This is a genomic window from Janthinobacterium sp. LM6 (genome assembly GCF_002002885.1).
GTDB lineage: Bacteria > Pseudomonadota > Gammaproteobacteria > Burkholderiales > Burkholderiaceae_D > Janthinobacterium > Janthinobacterium kumbetense.
Map to the genome: position 1 here is coordinate 3,862,662 of NZ_CP019510.1, position 17,560 is coordinate 3,880,221.

At 53.3% G+C, this 17,560-nt stretch carries 15 protein-coding genes and 1 pseudogene; 6 read left to right on the forward strand and 10 right to left on the reverse strand.

Annotated features, from left to right (window positions below; all coding sequences use genetic code 11):
* From BZG29_RS16975 to BZG29_RS16995, 5 genes are all read left to right on the forward strand, one after another.
* Complete coding sequence (locus tag BZG29_RS16975) at window positions 1-1,290, forward strand: NAD(P)/FAD-dependent oxidoreductase (protein WP_077405289.1); 1,290 nt, start codon at window positions 1-3, stop codon at window positions 1,288-1,290.
* A complete protein-coding gene (locus BZG29_RS16980) occupies window positions 1,290-2,408 on the forward strand; it encodes a tryptophan hydroxylase (protein ID WP_077405292.1) in 1,119 nt (372 codons plus the stop codon). The genes BZG29_RS16975 and BZG29_RS16980 overlap by 1 nt, the downstream gene beginning before the upstream one ends.
* 9 nt (window positions 2,409-2,417) lie before the next feature.
* Window positions 2,418-2,999, forward strand: a complete 582-nt coding sequence (vioE, locus tag BZG29_RS16985) for a violacein biosynthesis enzyme VioE (protein WP_077405295.1) — start codon at window positions 2,418-2,420, stop codon at window positions 2,997-2,999.
* Between the two features lie 133 nt (window positions 3,000-3,132).
* On the forward strand, window positions 3,133-4,254 hold the full coding sequence (locus BZG29_RS16990) for an MFS transporter (protein ID WP_366928656.1): 1,122 nt from the start codon (window positions 3,133-3,135) through the stop codon (window positions 4,252-4,254).
* Window positions 4,255-4,602: 348 nt separating this feature from the next.
* Window positions 4,603-5,862, forward strand: coding sequence for a hypothetical protein (locus tag BZG29_RS16995; protein ID WP_077405301.1), 1,260 nt, complete (start codon window positions 4,603-4,605; stop codon window positions 5,860-5,862).
* Between the two features lie 187 nt (window positions 5,863-6,049).
* Here the strand turns inward: BZG29_RS16995 and BZG29_RS17000 are convergent, their stop codons facing one another.
* From BZG29_RS17000 to BZG29_RS17045, 9 genes and pseudogenes are all read right to left on the reverse strand, one after another.
* Window positions 6,050-6,388: a DUF2867 domain-containing protein gene (locus BZG29_RS17000; protein WP_077405304.1), complete on the reverse strand. Its 339-nt coding sequence runs from the start codon at window positions 6,386-6,388 to the stop codon at window positions 6,050-6,052.
* An 84-nt stretch (window positions 6,389-6,472) separates the two neighbouring features.
* Window positions 6,473-6,571: pseudogene (locus BZG29_RS17005) on the reverse strand (transposase); the annotation flags it as partial.
* Window positions 6,572-6,705: 134 nt separating this feature from the next.
* Window positions 6,706-7,449: a hypothetical protein gene (locus tag BZG29_RS27840; protein WP_150130960.1), complete on the reverse strand. Its 744-nt coding sequence runs from the start codon at window positions 7,447-7,449 to the stop codon at window positions 6,706-6,708.
* Window positions 7,446-8,918, reverse strand: coding sequence for an AAA family ATPase (locus BZG29_RS17020; RefSeq protein WP_150130961.1), 1,473 nt, complete (start codon window positions 8,916-8,918; stop codon window positions 7,446-7,448). The genes BZG29_RS27840 and BZG29_RS17020 overlap by 4 nt, the downstream gene beginning before the upstream one ends.
* Before the next feature lie 619 nt (window positions 8,919-9,537).
* Window positions 9,538-10,245 carry an ankyrin repeat domain-containing protein gene (locus tag BZG29_RS17025; RefSeq protein ID WP_077405316.1) on the reverse strand — a complete coding sequence of 236 codons (708 nt, stop codon included), beginning with the start codon at window positions 10,243-10,245 and terminating at the stop codon, window positions 9,538-9,540.
* A gap of 384 nt (window positions 10,246-10,629) precedes the next feature.
* The gene (locus BZG29_RS17030; protein ID WP_216350314.1) at window positions 10,630-11,685 is read right to left on the reverse strand and encodes a hypothetical protein; all 1,056 of its coding nucleotides are present in this window, start codon (window positions 11,683-11,685) and stop codon (window positions 10,630-10,632) included.
* 40 nt (window positions 11,686-11,725) lie between these two features.
* On the reverse strand, window positions 11,726-12,343 hold the full coding sequence (locus tag BZG29_RS17035) for an adenylate/guanylate cyclase domain-containing protein (RefSeq protein WP_253192614.1): 618 nt from the start codon (window positions 12,341-12,343) through the stop codon (window positions 11,726-11,728).
* An 88-nt stretch (window positions 12,344-12,431) separates the two neighbouring features.
* Window positions 12,432-13,343: a TIR domain-containing protein gene (locus BZG29_RS17040; protein WP_077409153.1), complete on the reverse strand. Its 912-nt coding sequence runs from the start codon at window positions 13,341-13,343 to the stop codon at window positions 12,432-12,434.
* A gap of 90 nt (window positions 13,344-13,433) precedes the next feature.
* The gene (locus BZG29_RS17045; RefSeq protein WP_171985037.1) at window positions 13,434-14,249 is read right to left on the reverse strand and encodes an adenylate/guanylate cyclase domain-containing protein; all 816 of its coding nucleotides are present in this window, start codon (window positions 14,247-14,249) and stop codon (window positions 13,434-13,436) included.
* Window positions 14,250-14,413: 164 nt separating this feature from the next.
* Between BZG29_RS17045 and BZG29_RS17050 the strand changes: the two genes are divergently transcribed.
* The gene (locus BZG29_RS17050) at window positions 14,414-17,023 is read left to right on the forward strand and encodes an AAA family ATPase (RefSeq protein WP_077405325.1); all 2,610 of its coding nucleotides are present in this window, start codon (window positions 14,414-14,416) and stop codon (window positions 17,021-17,023) included.
* A 47-nt stretch (window positions 17,024-17,070) separates the two neighbouring features.
* Here BZG29_RS17050 and BZG29_RS27845 read toward each other — a convergent pair whose 3' ends face one another.
* The gene (locus BZG29_RS27845) at window positions 17,071-17,442 is read right to left on the reverse strand and encodes a hypothetical protein (RefSeq protein WP_150130962.1); all 372 of its coding nucleotides are present in this window, start codon (window positions 17,440-17,442) and stop codon (window positions 17,071-17,073) included.
* Window positions 17,443-17,560 lie beyond the last annotated feature (118 nt).

Sequence of the window (17,560 nt, forward strand, 5' to 3'; positions counted from 1 at the left end):
ATGCATAAAATCATTATCGTCGGCGGAGGCCTGGCAGGTAGCCTCAGCGCCATTTATCTGGCGCAACGGGGGCACGATGTCCACGTGGTCGAAAAACGGGGCGATCCGCTGCAGAAAGCGTCCGCAACCGCCGATCCCGTCAACTCGCGCGCCATCGGCGTCACCATGACCGTGCGCGGCGTCAAGGCCGTGCTGGCGGCCGGCATCGACAGGCAGGAGCTGGAGCGGTGCGGCGAACGCATCCTGGGCATGGCGTTTTCCGTCGGCGGCAAATTCAAGGTGCGCGAACTGAGCCAGCGCGAAGGCCTGTTTCCGCTGTCGCTGGACCGGTCCGCGTTCCAGCGCCTGTTAAACACCTACGCCGCCAGGCACGAAGTGAAATACTACTTTGAGCATAAATGCCTGGATGTCGACCTGGAAAGGAAGGTCGTGCTGATCCAGGGGCAGGACGGCGCCGTGCAGCAGCTACATGGCGACCTGATCATCGGTGCCGACGGCGCCCATTCCGCGGTGCGGCGCGCCATGCAGAGCGGCATGCGGCGCTTCGAGTTCAAGCAAAGCTTCTTTCGCCATGGCTACAAGACCCTCGTGTTGCCGAATGCGGAGGGCCTGGGTTTCAGGAAGGATTTGCTGTATTTCTTCGGCATGGACTCCAAGGGCCAGTTTGCCGGCCGCGCAGCCACCATCCCGAACGGCAGCATCAGCTTCGTCATTTGCCTGCCCTACTCCGGCACACCGAGCTTGAACACGCTGAACCGGGAAACCATGGCGGCCTTCTTCGACCGCTATTACGACAAGCTGCCGGCGGCCAGCCGGCAAGAGATGGTGAACCAGTTTATCGCCCTGCCCAGCAATGACCTCATCAATGTCCGCTCCAGCACCTTCCACTACAAGGACCATGTCCTGCTGATCGGCGATGCGGCGCATGCCACGGCCCCGTTCCTCGGCCAGGGCATGAACATGGCGCTGGAAGACAGCTATATCTTCGCCACGTTGCTGGAAAAGCATGGCAATGCGCTGGCGCCTACCCTGGCCGAGTTCACGCAGCAGCGCAAGGTGCAGGCGGACGCCATGCAGGATATGGCGATCGCCAACTACGAAGCGCTGAGCAACCCCAGCCTGATTTTCTTCCTGCAGACGCGCTACAACCGCTTCATGCACCAGAAATTTCCCCGTATTTATCCACCGGACATGGCGGATAAATTGTTTTTTACATCGATTCCTTACGATGAACTGCAGCAGATCCAGAGGAAGCAAAACGTTTGGTATAAACTTGGGAGGGTAAATTAATGAACATTCTCGTCATCGGCGCAGGCCCCGCTGGCCTGCTCTTCGCCAGCCAGATGAAACAGGCCCGGCCCGCCTGGAATATCAGCATTACGGAAAAAAACACCCCGGAAGAAGTGCTGGGCTGGGGCGTGGTGCTGCCGGGACGGCCGCCGCGCCATCCGGCCAATCCGCTCTCTTACCTGGAGCAGCCGGAACGGCTCAATCCGCAGTTCCTGGAAGAATTCAAGCTCGTGCATCACGACCAGCCCAACCTGATGAGCACGGGTGTTACCCTGTGCGGCGTCGGACGCCAGGCCCTGGTGCAAGCCCTGCGCGCCAAATGCGTGGCGGCCGGCATCGACATCCGCTACGAAACGCCGCCGGCGTCCCGCGCGCAGCTGGAAGCCGAGTACGACCTGGTGGTGGTCTCGAACGGCGTCAACTACAAATCGCTGGACTTGCCGCCAGCACTGGCGCCGCACATCGATTTCGGCCGCAACAAATACATCTGGTACGGCACCACCCAGCTGTTCGACCAGATGAACCTGGTGTTCCGCAGCAATGAGCAAGGCATTTTCATCGGCCATGCCTACAAATACTCGGACACGATGAGCACTTTCATCGTCGAATGCAGCGAAGAGACGTACGCCAAGGCGGGGCTGGAAGCGCTGTCCGAACGCGACGCCGCCGCGACTATCGCCAAAACATTCAAGGCCGAACTCGGTGAGCACGGGTTGCAGAGCCAACCGGGCCAGGGCTGGCGCAACTTCATGACCCTCAGCCACGACCGGGCCTGCGACGGCAAGTTCGTCCTGCTGGGCGATGCGCTGCAATCGGGGCATTTTTCCATCGGCCACGGCACCACCATGGCGGTGGTGGCAGCCCTGCTGCTGGTGAAAATCCTCGATACCGAAGCCGGCACGGCCGCCGCCCTGGACAGTTTCAATGCCCGCGCCGTGCCCCTGGTGCAATTGTTCAAGGAGCACGCCAACAGCAGCCGCCTGTGGTTTGAAAGCGTGGGCGAGCGTATCGGACTGAGCAATGCAGAGCTGACCGCCAGCTTCGACGCCCGCCGCAAGGACTTGCCATCGCTACAAGAAGCGCTGATGGCCAGCCTTGGCTACGCGCTGGGCCGCTAGGGAGCTGCCATGCCGACACACTCCGCCCCGCCGCTGCTGCCGATGCAATGGAGCAGCGCTTACATTTCCTACTGGACACCGATGCAGGAGGACGACCAGGTCACGTCCGGCTATTGCTGGTTCGACTATGCGCGCAACATCTGCCGCATCGATGGCCTGTTCAACCCCTGGTCGGAAAAGGAACATGGACACTTGCTGTGGATGTCGGAAATCGGCGACGCCAGGCGTGAACAAAGCCGCAAGCAGAAAGTGGCCTACGCGAGGCAAGCACAGGCCACCGGCGAGCAGCTGCAGGGCACGGCGCTGGCCGATGAGGTGACACCGTTCCATGACCTGTTCCTGCCGCAAGCGGTGCTGCTGGACGGGGGCGCCCGTCACGACGGCCGCCACAGCGTGCTGGGCCGGGAGGCGGACGCCTGGGTAGTCGAGCGGGCGGGCAAGCCGTCATCGGTCTTTTACCTGGAGGCCGGCGGCAACCGCCTGCTGCGCATGGTCACGGGCAATGACCCGCAGCACCTTTCGGTACGCGACTTTCCCAACCTGTTTGTCGGCGACATTCCGGACAGCGTCTTTACGTATTGCAACACCTGACCCGGCCGTGGCGCGCGCAAGGGCCGCATGCGGCCGGGGCGCGCGCCACGCCTGGCGAGTGTTTTAGTTATTACTTTCGAAGGATATTGCTATGCCGCTGGTTGTTTACATTCTGGGGTTGACGATCTTTTCGTTGACGACATCCGAATTCATGGTGGCGGGCATGATGCCGTCGCTGGCCCTGGCCATGGACGAACCGGTGACCCGGATCGGCTATCTGATCTCGCTTTACGCCATGGGCATGGTCATCGGCGGTCCGCTGAGCACCATCTTCCTGCTCACGCTGCGCGTACCGAATAAGAAGGGATTGCTGTGGCTGCTGGGCTTTTATATCGTTGCCCAATCCGTCGCCGCGTCGGCCACCAGCTATGACATCCTGGCCATCGCGCGGGTGGTCACGGGCGTGGCGGCCGCCACCTGCTTTGGCCTGTCCCTGGCGATCTGCGCAGACATCGTCGCTCCCGACGCGCGCGGACGCGCCGCCGCCGTCGTGATCGGCGGCCTCATGCTCGCTTCGGTGGTCGGCGTGCCGGTCGCCACGCTCATCGACCAGCACCTGGGGTGGCGCGCCAGCTTCTGGCTGGTGGTGCTGCTGGCGCTCTTGTGCCTGGCGCTCATCACCGTGCTGGTGCCGCGCGCCAAGCCGTCGGAAATCGTCAGCCTCGGCAAGGAACTGGGGGAATTCCGCAACCGCCACCTGTGGGCAGCGTATGCCAGCAGCGGCCTCATCATCGGTGCGATTTTCGCGGCGTTCAGCTACTTCGCGGCCATCCTGACCGAGGTGACGGGCTTTCCAGCGTCCTCGATACCCTGGCTGCTGGGCGTCTACGGCGTCGCCAACGTGGTGGGCAATGGCGTGGTCGGCCGTTATGCGGACCGCTACACCACCCCCATCATGGCCTGGGGCATGGTCATCCTGAGCATCAGCCTGGCGCTGTTCGCCATCTTTGCACACGACAAGACCATCAGCGTCGTCTTGCTGGTCGTCACCGGCCTGGTGGGCATGTCGATGAATCCCGCCATCATCGCCCGCGTGATGAAAACCGCCCACCCAGGGCCGCTGGTCAACACGGTGCACACTTCCGTCATCAACATCGGCCTGGGCGCCGGATCATGGTTAGGCGGCCTCGGCATCGCCGCCGGCTACGGTTTGCGCTCCCCGCTGTGGGTCGGCGTTGCGCTGGCCGTGCTTGGCCTCCTCAGCTTGCTGCCTTACCTTGGGCACAGGTCGCGCGATTCGGTGCTGTCGCATTAGCGGCGGCTGGCGGCGCGATTGGCATTGCCAACCGCGCCGCCGCCTTAATGGAGGCAGGGTCCTGCCCAATGAGCATTTACAAAAAATTATTAACTTCCTCCCATGTCAGAATAGTTGTCGCGTCACCTGATTTACCGTAGCATGACCAGATTTCTTCTTCCCGCCAATACAGAAAATCTGTAAAAGGAAATATCCCTCAAAGTCAGCCTACCCTAATCACTCATAGCAACCGATTGGGCGCGATCGCTTACCAGACAAGCAGGACATCCTGCGCTGGAAGCTTTACATCCTGCATCCCAATACCCCGCGACTGAAATCGCCGACCAGAACACAATTCTTGCGAAAATAATGCGAAAAACTCACTCCATAATTATTTCTATCATTTTGGCCGGCTTGGCCATGCCTGCATTGTCGGCGGATCAGCCACTATCCTTGCCAGACCGCTTGGCCGCCCTTCGCACGACGATCGCAATCGATCATGGAAAGATGGTTGGTTCCGGCGCGGCAACATTGATAGATGCGGGTCTGGAGAGCCAATTCGTACTCATCGGCGAGGACCATGGCATTACAGAGATTGCAAATTTTTCGGCAGCGTATTTTGAAGAATTGGCAAGTCAAGGATTTACGACACTGATTGTCGAAAATGGACCGGCTGTTGCTAATGCTTTGGCAAAGACATTGAAGGCCAATACTGGCGTTGCTGGCATAGCAGCATTTAATAAGGCCTATCCGGTCGCTACTGCTTTTTACAAATGGCAAGATGAGGCGCAATTCCTGGCCCGTTTCGCCAAAGCTGCCGGACCATCGTTCCAATTAGTGGGAATGGATCAGGAACTCATGGGCGCTTCGAAATATTTACTCGAGCAAATGGCTGGGCAACCGCTTAGCCCTTTGGCGAAATCAAAAATCGAGGCCTTCCGCAAGCTTGAAAGCGACGACTATAACCGGGCGTCGGCGAACGGAGACCCGCGTGATCTTTTCATGATGAAAATCAAAGAAGAGGAATTATTCGCGTTACAGAAGCTGCTCACGGCACCCAAGGACATGCCCGCCTTGGCGATGTTAAATTCGTTGATCGAAAGCCGCAGCATTTATAGCAAAAACATGACTCCGGGGCAGGGATATGCATCCAATACACAGCGTGCCAAACTAATGAAGCAGAATGTGGCCAGCCATTTGATGCTTGCGCCTGCACAGCGAATGCTGCTGAAAGCCGGCGCAGTTCATGTATTCCGAGGTTATAACCCGCTGAACGCCGGCAGCCGGGAGATCGGCAATTATCTGGCTGAATATGCGGAAGGCCGCGGGCAAAAATCGCTGCATGTGTTAGTGCTGGCGTCCAAAGGCCAGCAGGCGCAATTTGCTGGAATTGGACGCGCGTCGGCCTCAACAGAAATCGAAAAAATCGATATCAAGTCCGCCATGGCTGGCGTATTACCCTTCTTCGCCGCAGCGAGCGAGCATAAGGAATGGTCATTGTTCGATGTGCGCCCCCTGTTGGGATCGGCTAAATCCCTGGCGAATGGAAACAGCAGTGTCCAAAGCATGATTCAGGGCTACGATTTTGTACTAGTCATTCCCAATGGGAACGCAACGTCGGACCTGTGATAATGTCCCATGATTCTGTCGCGTTGCAGACCAAGATGACTTCGATCGGGAAACGCATTCCTTTAAAGTTGAGCATGCCGTGTTGCCAAAGTTTTAATAGCACAACTTACCGGAGGCCGCGGCCGCGTCGTCAATGCGACAAAACCTGTTCCATATGGTCAATATTCGGTTATCGGCAACAATGAGGTCACCTTTCTGGCTTACGGTGCACCTTGTCGCGCCGGTTGACCGCGCGCTCCAACAGCGAGCGCGTCAGGAGCTTATGAAACGGCATGATGATAAACAAATACACTCTTCCAAAGAGATTGTTTATTTTAACCAAGGTTGAAACCGTCACTTCCGATCCCTTCAGACTCGGTTGAATGCTTATCCAGATCCGAGAATCCAGATGCTTGTCGTCACCACCGACGACGACTTCAGTCCCCGTACTTGAAATAATCGGAAACATGCCAATCTTCCCCAGCCCGCGATCACTAAAGCTAATACTCTTCTTTAGTCCGAACGGTGCGACGATTCCGTTGCGCAAATTATGAGCAAGGTGAGCATGCGATGCGGCTCAGCGAAAACGGCGCGCCCCGCTTGCTCGGCGTCAACGTAGGTTCGCCCCCCCTGACCGGCTTGCCTCCGTATGGCTGTATCCTTGATCCAGTACCAGGCATGCCGCCTGCTGTTTGAACTCAGGGGAAAACGTACGTCTTTGCTTGCTCATCAAACACCTCTCCATGGCGAGCATTCTCGCCTAAATCAGTGTCCGGGTACATTAAACCACTACAAGATTTATACCTGAAAGATACTAAGAAGTGACCGCAAAGCATCTTATGCGGCCGCCTTCGCTGCCTTAATTCAAGTGTGGAGTGGCACGAACTCCCCGATTTCCTTAGTCAGATGAGCCACAATCGATTTGGCACCAAAATGATGATAGCGATTAGCTAACTCACTGATTACTTCTAACAATTCGCGTTTTCTGATCACTTCGTCGACCTCGTGAAAAGCACGAAGTGTCTGTTCGACGACATCTTTGTCATGGAAAGAAAACTCATCCGAGAGGCGGGCGATATTGATGACATCAATTTTGCATATTTTCATAGTCGCCCTTCCCTTGGGCGAATTATCGACAGGTACAATACGGCCGATCTCATCAAACTGAAAGTGATCCTCCCACTCGTCAAAATGGGGATGAACAATGCTGTACTCGTTGCTGTTTACGGAAAGCTCCTGAAAACGCTGCTTTGATGCGGAAATGCATTGGTTAGATTTTGAAATATTGCAATGTTTGCATACCGAAGCGATATTATTCAGCTCAAACATGTACTCGGGGTACTCATCCTTATCGAGAATATGCTCCGCATCATAAGTCAACTTATGATGCTGCAGTTCAAAACTACAGTAACAACATCTGCGCCGCTGTGCAGAGAAATAATAGTCTTTTACTTCATTTCTGAAACTCGCTACAAGTTTGAATAATTCTTCATCTTTTGTACCCCAAGTTACTGTTCGATTCTTTGCGGCTTGCCTCAACCGCTCATGATCATCTTCTGAGACATTCTTCAATTTGGGCAGTGGGTCAGCGCGGTGCCGTGCTCTCATGCCAGTCTCTCCGAGGAGGCCCTGCCGCTGGCCTTGATAAGACGCGTTGCCTTTTCTAGAAGTCGCACCATTTCGATATTTTCCTCGCCAATACGGTAGATTTTCAAATAAGCATCAATTTGCCGTAGTGAGCGCGTCAAATTCATCGTCTGGCCGGCCTCAGCTTCAGAGATAAGTTCAAGGATCTCATTCGCTACGTGAAGACTGTTCGGCACCGGCGTATCAAATATGGTAACTAGCGCCTCGTCTACAGACAGCATTCTTGAATTTTTTACCCTTTCAAAGCTCACAATAGGGGCAAGCTCCTTAATTTCCGCGCCATGCGATATAGCGGCCTGTGTGATTAGTGGCGAATGAGTTGCGATAATTACATGACAACCAGAAACAACATCTAAAAAATTCTTGATGTGAGCAATAAACTTAAGTTGCCAGTGCGGATGAAGGCTGAGTTCCGGTTCGTCGATTAAGACAACTGCGTTATCAACTAAAGCTGAAGCCAGTCCGAGAAATGTACATAGCAATTGTTGCTGGCCCGAACTGGTGGACGTAACATCGATTGTCGGGCTTCCCGCTGGCCTAACTAGGCAGCGATTTAATTTCATCAGACCGAATTGACGTAGCATCGAAAACGCTTGCAACACTCGATAATCCGACGACATCGAATGTTCCTGGAAGGTCTGAAATATATAGTGCTGTTGAGCGGCAGACACGGTACTGCGCAAGTAAGGACGTGTCAACTTAATAGCATGACGAATAAAATCTGCTACATCACTAATATTCCCATTCCGCATTTCGTTAAACAATTTCATATCTTTTATATGAAATGTCCGATATCCATTAATGAACAGTGCTCCTGATCTACTTGAGCGCAGTAGAGCTTCCTCTATTGCATTAGGTTGCCCAACGATACTTGTCAACGCCTGAAGAAGTTGGCCACTCTGATACTCTAGATGCATACCTTGCTGGAAATTAAGTTCCCGTAGAACCGACATAATCGCCTTCGCGGCTTTGGGTTCGCTGCTGAGACGTAGCAGTCCCTCCTCAATCGTAAAATATGTCAGTTCTTTAATATTTCGAGTGAAATTTAAAGCGAAACCAATCGGAACATATTGGTCATGCCCTTCAGTTAAATCATCAAGTAGCAACGCAAAACGCGGATGGTCATGTATATGCACAGGAAAACGTGAAAACGGACTGAACGTCTGCGCCACCACACGTGGTCTACGAATTTCATCACGATTGCGAAAAGTAGTCCGGGCGAAATGCTCTTGATCAGACCAACTTACGCTAGCTTGCTCTTCCTCGTTATGCAGTGCCCCGTAAAACACATTCGCTATCGTAGCAAGAATCTCAGTCTTCCCGGAACCATTAGGGCCCGTCAATACACTTATAAGGTTCTTCTGCTCCGAACTACCTATTCCCAAATCAACCCTGCCAACACGAGTGGATTCCACTTGATGAATTATCACTTACACCTCCTATGCGCCTGTACATGTCATATAGTTAAACGGGCGCTCGCTCAGTACGCCTTTCTTACTACATCTGGAACCTACGTCGGCCTGCTTCTGACCGATAGCGGCACCAGAGCATAACGAATTGTCAAACGGGAAAATTCACACATTATCACGTGACCATAAATATTCGGTTTGGGCCATGGATTCAATTGGTGGTCGTAATGGCTCAATGTACGAAGCTCCTACTTTTACGGAAAGTGAGAGGTTTGATAGGCGCGTTAACGCAGTTTGATGTGAAAACGGCCGCAGGAAGCGGCCGTATCGTTTGGGGCGGGACAATGGACGAAAATCCCATTGCCCCAAGTTTGCCCCAAGTTCGTATTTCGCTAGGATGAAAAATCCTAAGTCATTGAATACAAACGAAAAATTTGGTGGGAAGTGCAAGTTTCGAACTTGCGACCCCTGCAGTGTGAATGCGAGGTGCTGATTCGTCGCCTTCATAGAGGAAACATGCGCTAAGCGCAGGCGGATAATATCATTTTGGTGGAATGTTTGTCGAATTGAATTTTGGACGTCCTTCTCCCACCGGCACGCAGGCGTTGCCTGCATCGCCATTCAGCATGCGCACAGAGAGTCATTCTGACAAATCTGAAATGAGTTGCTCACGCAAGGGGTGGGGATTTTCTTTCTGCTGGCTTTGAAGCAGGAGCCAAGCCGAGGCGCCATCCGCGGCCTCAATCTCCAGGTCCGCGCCAGCATCGAACAGCAAATAAAACGTTCTATCGATGTCTTCGTTCCATGTCGCGTTGCCGCACAGAGTAGTCATCGGCGTGTCGCCCGTCGCAGATTGAATGTTGACGTTGGCACCGTTCTCAATGAGGTGATGGACAGCCCTGGGATGCGCTCCCCTCCCCCATTTCAAATTGCACATTGCATGGAGCGCGGAAATGCCGCCTTCCGGTGTTTGGCCGTTTACGTCGAACCCACCCCACATCAACGCGCGCATGCAGGCAATCTCACCGTGCAAGCCCTCGAAGTCCATCTTATTCAGCGCGGCCCATGCGATCAATGGAAAGTCTTTCGGGACGCCCAGCTCCATGCATGCGAAGGCTGCGATCATGTAGTTGTCCATCATGTCAGCCTGGATTTGGCTCACAAGGACCTTAGGATCGCTCATGCAACTGAGGTAGGCACGACGGAAATCACTGCCGATATCGTGCGCACTCATAGCCGCTCTCGCTTGCTCGCACACTGCAACGAAACCGTCTTTGGACTGGTCGCCTTGCAAATCCTCAGTGATCAAAGCTAACTTGAATGATTTATCGTCATTGATGCTGACCATCGTGTCCCCTATTAGTTAGAACTAGCGCAAGCCTCGTCCCGTCGTGCGCAAATGCGAGCCACCGTGCACCGTGGCGTCCAACTCAGCTCGCACGGCGTCGTGGAAAGCTTTGGACGACGCCACTTCGGTCCGCTCGCCAAATTAGTGAATATTCAGATGCTCACACATGCCCTCAAGCCACCCCGTCAGAACAGTCGCACAGATGTCTTTGGGCTGTCTCATCCGATTGGATCGAAGACGGCCAAGTTCGCATAGGCGTCGCGTTGGCAGACCAGGATTAAAAATCTAATAATAGCTGTTGCTGCTGCCCTACTAGGCGCGTCTCTCTCTTCTGCTAGAAACCCGCTCCTGATCAATCGAGTGCTACGATGGAGAATGAATACCTCAATCATCCTTGCCCATTTTATATTCGCAATAACTACACAAGCCTTCATTGTGTTGATCTTCTAAAGTCAATGCCTGGCTGCAAATTTCGCACTCCCAGTGCTCCATTTCGTGCTCGCACCAACGGCATGCCCCCTCGGAACGAACGAAGAGCGGCTTGTCACAACTAGGACAGTCTGCCAACGGTGGGTCTTCACCATCACGAGGATCGAATCCCCCTTCTTCTCGCTCAAGTTGATCTAAGATCTGCGGAATTAGCGACCCAACCTCGCCACAGGCTACACAACTGTATTGATCATCCTCGTCCTCACGCGGGACGATCAATTGAGAACCACATTCATCGCACCTAACGGCATCGATGTATTTTTTCACTCCGTCGGGGACTGGATTTGCACACCATGCTTCAACACATTGCTTCAAACTGGCTTCGAAGAACGCCCGATGTTCGAGCATGACCTTCCAACTTGGTCCCAAAAAGTCAGCTGGCCCCTCTTCCAATTCGTCCACCACAAAATTTTGAACAATTGGAAACATATCTGCCACGAATCCAGCAATCGCGCCTACGCTTTTTGTCGGATGCAGGTGTTCCAAATTATTTCTCTCATCCTGCAACTGCTGCATAGCATCCCAGTCAACGATTATGCCAAAAGCTTCGAATCGCAATTTAATCCCAGCCACGTCTATAGTTTGCTTCGCAAATCTACCCACTGGCCGCCAACTCACTCCACCTGCACCATCGGGATGGGGAACGATTTGCTTCGGAGGGTTGAAGAGCAATGCGTCAACATCCTCAGGATTTTTGACGCGTAAAGCTAAGCCATATTTGAAGAGTAACAAAATCCCGGCGAAAAGATTTCGCGCGGCGGACAGCGCTCGCTCCGGGTCTCCGTCAGCCTTGACCGGATTTACAGCACGTTGAAAATCTTCCATACCCAAGCGTATAGACGTTAATGCGTTCTGCTTTAATTTTTCAGATGACAGCATTTTTATATGTTCCTTTTGAATGAACCTGTAATCTTCTTTGAAAAACGAAAAACAGTGGCTTTTGATGATCAAAATTCTCTAGACTAAGTTGTCATTCATTAACCGCCTACCGCTATCCGAGCACACAGCCCCAGTCCGAACGAAATATCTTCCTTCCATCAAATTCAATCCAAGCCAGACTTTCCCACATGGGCCTGCCATCAGACACCTTTACGTCGGCTCTCATATTCTTGAACACCGTCTCAGAGATGTAGGTTTGATGAGAATCAGGCATAGCGGCTAGTTTAGCAGCGTGGTTGGCTGCCCTCCCAACCCAAACCAAGTCGTTGCTACCACGGATTCCCGTTTTCGCGACAAACAATTCGCTGGTGTCGATCCCGACAACGTGTTTGAGTCGGAAATCAGTCTGGATATATTTTTCCGCTAGAGCTGGCTGAATGATGTTGCCTACCACCCATTTGAGCTCCAAGGCGGTAGTCACCGCTTGGGTGTTTTTCGAGCCACCTAGATAAACTGCCATCACCCGGTCTCCGTCGTAGGCGGTTATCGTTCCGCCGTTCGCGACAATAATCTTGGCCGCGGCATGGAGGAACATTTTGTAGATCTTCGCGGCGAATTGCGGCTTGTATCGATCAACTAAGATCGTCGAATCTGCCAAATCCGCGTAGAGCACGGTTGCTTCGATCTTTACGGCATCGTTGCCCATTTGGATGGAGGAATCGCTTGGCACTACTCTGCCTTCTCGCTCAGCCCAAGAGCTTTGTAGGATTTTCCCGATCTCGCTGTTGATGTCACCCTTTAATCCCATATTTGCTCGCTTAGTCGTTTGGGCCGAAGGCCAAAATATGTTTGCGCAATTCGTTGCATGCCGGCCCCATCATAGATGCCGCGTCGGCCCCTGGCGCGAACCGATAGGGCACAGTAGTAAGTCCTGCCATGTCGCTTGGCAGCCTAACTTTTTCTTCCCTCGACTCCATAAGAATTGCCCGATCGCGCCCAAGCCGACCCATGAAAAGTCCCAGCTCAAAAATCACGTTGTCACGGGCGGTGGGCCATTGTGCCCCCCGAATGGTAGTCTGATCTTCGGGATGAGCTATGGCAATGGCGAAGTCAGACCGGTCCACCTCGTCTTCCAAGCTTTGGATTGCGTAGCTCGAAACCTTGAACACGCCGTCCGTCCAGAGCACGGTTTGAAAGTTGTCATGCGCAAACGCGCTTTGTATTTCCCGCGCGATTGGCAGCGACTCAGCCGATGAAATGATGAACACTCGGATCTTTTCACGCTTGGCGTTTACGGACATGTTTCGCTGCATAAGCCGCTTGGTCAACTCCCGCGCCAAGAATCGCCAGATATCGGGATAGCGCGAAGCGAGTTCGGACAAGGCCTCCTCGCTGAGCCGTGCGGCCACCGAGTCTTCCAAGGCCAAGACGCTGGCTGATCGCCGCAGCGATGGCTCGATGGCAGCCATTTCACCAAAAGTGTCTCCTGGTCCTCGACGCTGCACCTCCCTGCCATTTACGATCACCGAAAATGATCCAGCCAAGATGAAATACAAGTCATTGTCAGAAGCTCCCTGCTCGACGGCGGAGGCTCCTTTCTTGAACTCCATCAAATCGGCAAGCTCGGAAAGCTCTTGGGCCAGTGCCCGGTTGCCAGAAACTATTTTTTGATCAGCAAACGCTTCGATCCGTAATCGCTTTCCCTTGTCACCGCTCAACCGCTCCAGCATGTGCATCCTCGTTTCAACTTAGAAGTTAAGTATTGTTTGACAGCCTCCGAAGAGAGCCGATTCGAGCGCCACGCGCCATCATAGGCAACTCTAGGCGCGTCGCAGCGAGCCAGGCAGTGGCTCATCGATCAGGCCAACCCATTTGCCTAGCTTGATCCATTCGCTCTCTTTTGCCGAGCTCTTTTCGGCGGTCCAATGCTCCATGTCGGTGGATACAAAAGTGCCTTGATAATGCTTAGCTCCGAGCAAGAGCGACCCAACCGGGTTCAAAAGCTCGCGATGGGAAGAGTTTAACTTTGCATATGTAGACAGGGATACTTGGATGACGCCACTGCCATCTCGGTTACCCAAGTGGCAAAGCTTGGCAGCCTCGTTGACGACGTTTCCCATCCAGATGACATCGTTGATGCCAGAGCCCTTATAGCCAGCCTTGATCATCAGAGCGCGCCCTACCGACATGCCTATTCCGCACTCCAGCGTGGAATAGCCTTTTTGCCCAAGCCGCCAGTTGAGAAGCTGGATCAAGCTGTTGAGCTCTCCGGTCCTGAAGAAGACTGAGTTGACGTCTTCTGCGGTGGGGACATGGAACAATGCGCCGACGCAGTCGCCTTGGATGAATATCTCCCCGCAATTGGGATCTTGGTTCAGCACAGCAATGCACTCGGAAATGTAGGCTCGATAAATCTTGCCCAGCACGGGAGTGGAATGCTTCCTGACCAAACCACTGCTGCCGCGGATGTCGATGAACACAGCCGCGCAATCCACATGGAAGCCGTTGTCGTAGGTCAGTAAATTCGGATCGGGGATATGCGCAGAATCCACATACACGTTGTCATCCAAGCCCAAGATATGGCACATGCGCTCGTCGCTCGATTCGATTGAATATGCTCGGTTTGTTGCCTTCATTACGCCACCATCAAAATTACCTTCGAGCTCTACTCGTTTTGTTCCCCGCAGGCATTGAAGCCTTCCCATTACAGAATTTTTTCAATGTTTGTTGCGCCAGAGAACGAATATAAACTAATATTGTTTAAATATGTATCTATTCTTGCAATCACATTAGGCATTCAATGACAATCTTGCAAGAAATTCAAAAGTGGTCTGAAAAACAGCCGAATTGGCAACAGGACATCATCGCTCGGCTATATGGAAAGGCGGACCTGGAGGCCGAAGACTACGATGACATGTATGCGCTTCTCAAGTCCGAACATGGAATCGAAGATCCACATAAACGAATCCCTGGAAAACTTGCTGCGGATCAGATCACCGCTCCGCAGGAAGCAGGTCGACTCGTTCAGATTGTCGCCATAAAGAATCTGCTCAACGTGAACGCGTTAGCGCCGCATCAACGCCTTCCAATCAAACCCGTTGGGCTTAGCGTTATTTATGGGGAAAATGGAACAGGGAAATCGGGATATTCGCGCGTCCTCAAGAAGGCGTGCCGTGCCAGGGACAAAAGCGAAGCGATTCATCCGAATGCGAACGTCGCCGTAGCACAAAGGGAACCGGCGCAGGCTAGTTTTGAGATTTTGGTCGATGGCGAGGAAATGGAGGTGGAGTGGATTGCCAATCAAGTGTCCCCGGAGCAGCTTTCATCGGTTTCTATTTTTGATTCACATTGCGCCCGCGCTTACGTGGACAATAAAGGCGACTTTGCTTACGTCCCTTACGGACTGGACATCCTGTCCAAATTGGTCGATGTCTGTGGCAAGCTTAAATCGATGGCCGGAGCCGACTCCGCCACAGCTATGCCAAATGTGGCTATGTTCGCAGACTTGGCGAGAACTGCGACCAAAACCGGCGCCCTGCTAGCAAAACTCTCGGCGATTACCGCTCCACAGGAAATAGAGACGCTTGCGACGATTTCGGCCGATGAACAACTTCGGTTTGAGAAGTTGGCGCTAGCCTTGGCCGAGGCCGATCCAAAACAGAAGGCGCAGGCGCTGAGAATCAAGGCAACAAGATTTTCTGAACTCGCGAACCGCATAACGGCGGCGGCGAGCGCCCTCGACGATGCCAAGGTTGCGGAGCTCAAAAAGCTTATCTATGAGTCTACAGTTGCGAAGCAGGCTGCGGAAGTGGCAAGACAAGATTTTAAGGGTGCCGAAGGCCTTTTGCCCGGCACCGGTGGCGATACTTGGAGAGCCCTATTTGAGGCAGCCCGCGCTTTCTCTGCTGAGTCGCACGCCAACAGCATCTTTCCACATCTTGGCCCAGAGGCGGCGTGTCCCCTCTGTCAGAATCTTCTAACCGATACAGGAGACGCGCGCCTCCGAGCATTTGAGGTGTTCATACACAAGGAAGCAGAGAAGGCTCATACCATTGCTCGATCGATCGCCGCGACTGCTTACCAAGCCGTCAAAAACGCCCAGATTGATTTGTCTATTGATGCAGGCTTGGCCGCCGACCTAGTAACCGCGAGCCAAGAGCTTGCGAATGAATGCTCAAGTGCTCAACTTGCCCTGAACGAGCGGCGCGAAGCCATTTTAAAGGCGTCAATTCCATTAGGTGACTGGAATGCAATAGACGCATTAGCGATTCCATCATCGGATGCTCTTGCGGCCATAAGCAAAAAAATGCGTGTCGATGCACAAATTTTGGAGGATACGATGGACGTCGCAGCAAAAGCGGCGATGGTGGTAGAACACGCTGAGCTAGGCGCTCGGCGAAGACTTTCTGAACTCAAAACCGCAGCACTGGAATGCATCGCAAAATTTTCCTTAGCAGGCAAGCTATCCAAGTGTGCGTTGGCAGCCTCCGCGACAGCACCCATCTCTCGCTTCTCTACTGTGCTATCCAATTCCATGGCAACCAAGCAAGTGGTCGACGCGTTGAACGCGGAACTACAATCGCTCAACGTCCACGAGTTGAAAGTGGCCATGAAGCCGGAATCGTTAAAAGGCCGGACACAGTTCAAGCTTGTGCTGGAGGTGCCTGGAGCGCTCCCTGCCAAAGATATCCTTAGCGAGGGTGAACAGCGTGCGATCGCCCTCGCCTCCTTCCTCACTGAAGTCAATTTGGCCCCTGGACATGGTGGTGTGGTATTTGATGATCCAGTCTCGTCGCTCGATCATCGCCGACGTTGGCATGTCGCAAAACGGCTTGCCCAAGAGGCAACAAAGCGCCAAGTTATAGTGCTCACCCACGACATTTACTTTCTATGTATTCTCCAGCAGGAGGCCGACGCTCTGGGCTTGGAATTAGAGCCCCAATGCATCCGACGAGCTCCAGATGGCTTCGGAGTGCAAAGCGATCGCTTGCCGTTCGATGCGATGCCTACCAGCAAACGAGTGGGGGCGCTCAGACAAAAACAGGTAGCAGTCGCCAAGGCCCACAAAAATGGAGATGAGGAGATGGCTAAACGGTTGACACGCGATGCCTACCATGATCTGCGAATTGCGTGGGAGCGAGCAGTTGAAGAAATTCTATTGCAAGGCGTGGTGACAAGGTTCACCGAAGGAATAAAAACGCAACAACTTAAATATGTCGAGGTTAAAGATGACGATGTCGCCATCATCAATGCTGGTATGACCAAAAGCTCAAAATTTGAACACGATGCTGCTGCGCCGGCACAGCTTCCAACGCCACATCCTGACGAGCTTTCCGTTGATATCGAAACACTAGAGGGATGGCGAATTGTTGTGGATGCTCGAAAAAAAACGCTGGCAGCACGGCGATAATATTCGACTGAGGTCTATGCATCGTTACTCAAAGTAGTTTCCCCACTTTAAGTAACGATTTTTTGTTGACTGGAAAGATTGAGCCTCTCAGTTTGGCGCTCCCTCCATGTGCTCGCGAATGCTGCGACCCGGTCATAAGGCCCCTCACATCCCAATTCCTTCACGTCCTCAAGTATCGGTTTCAACATGCGCCGCTGCTTGCGTGATCGTGCTGCTTCGGTCTTCAGGAGCGCATAAAGCAGGAACGCATATTTTTCGACGGCCCAGATAGGGTGCCACGCGGAGTAGGCTGGACCAATGCTTTCTGATCGCAGTTTGAGTCGGGTGGTGTTTTTAGAAATGCCCAAACGCCTAGCTTTCTCTATCAATTGGACCTGGAGGCGAATGTCCCAGCGTTGAATAATGCCTAGTAATGCCACATTAATCACTCCAATCCCCCCAATGTCGTGAGCAGCATTGTGGCTTATACGTGAGCCAGTTTCGTGTGCAAATTATGCTGTGAAGTGAACCAGGTTTCGCTGCAAGTCAACATAAGAC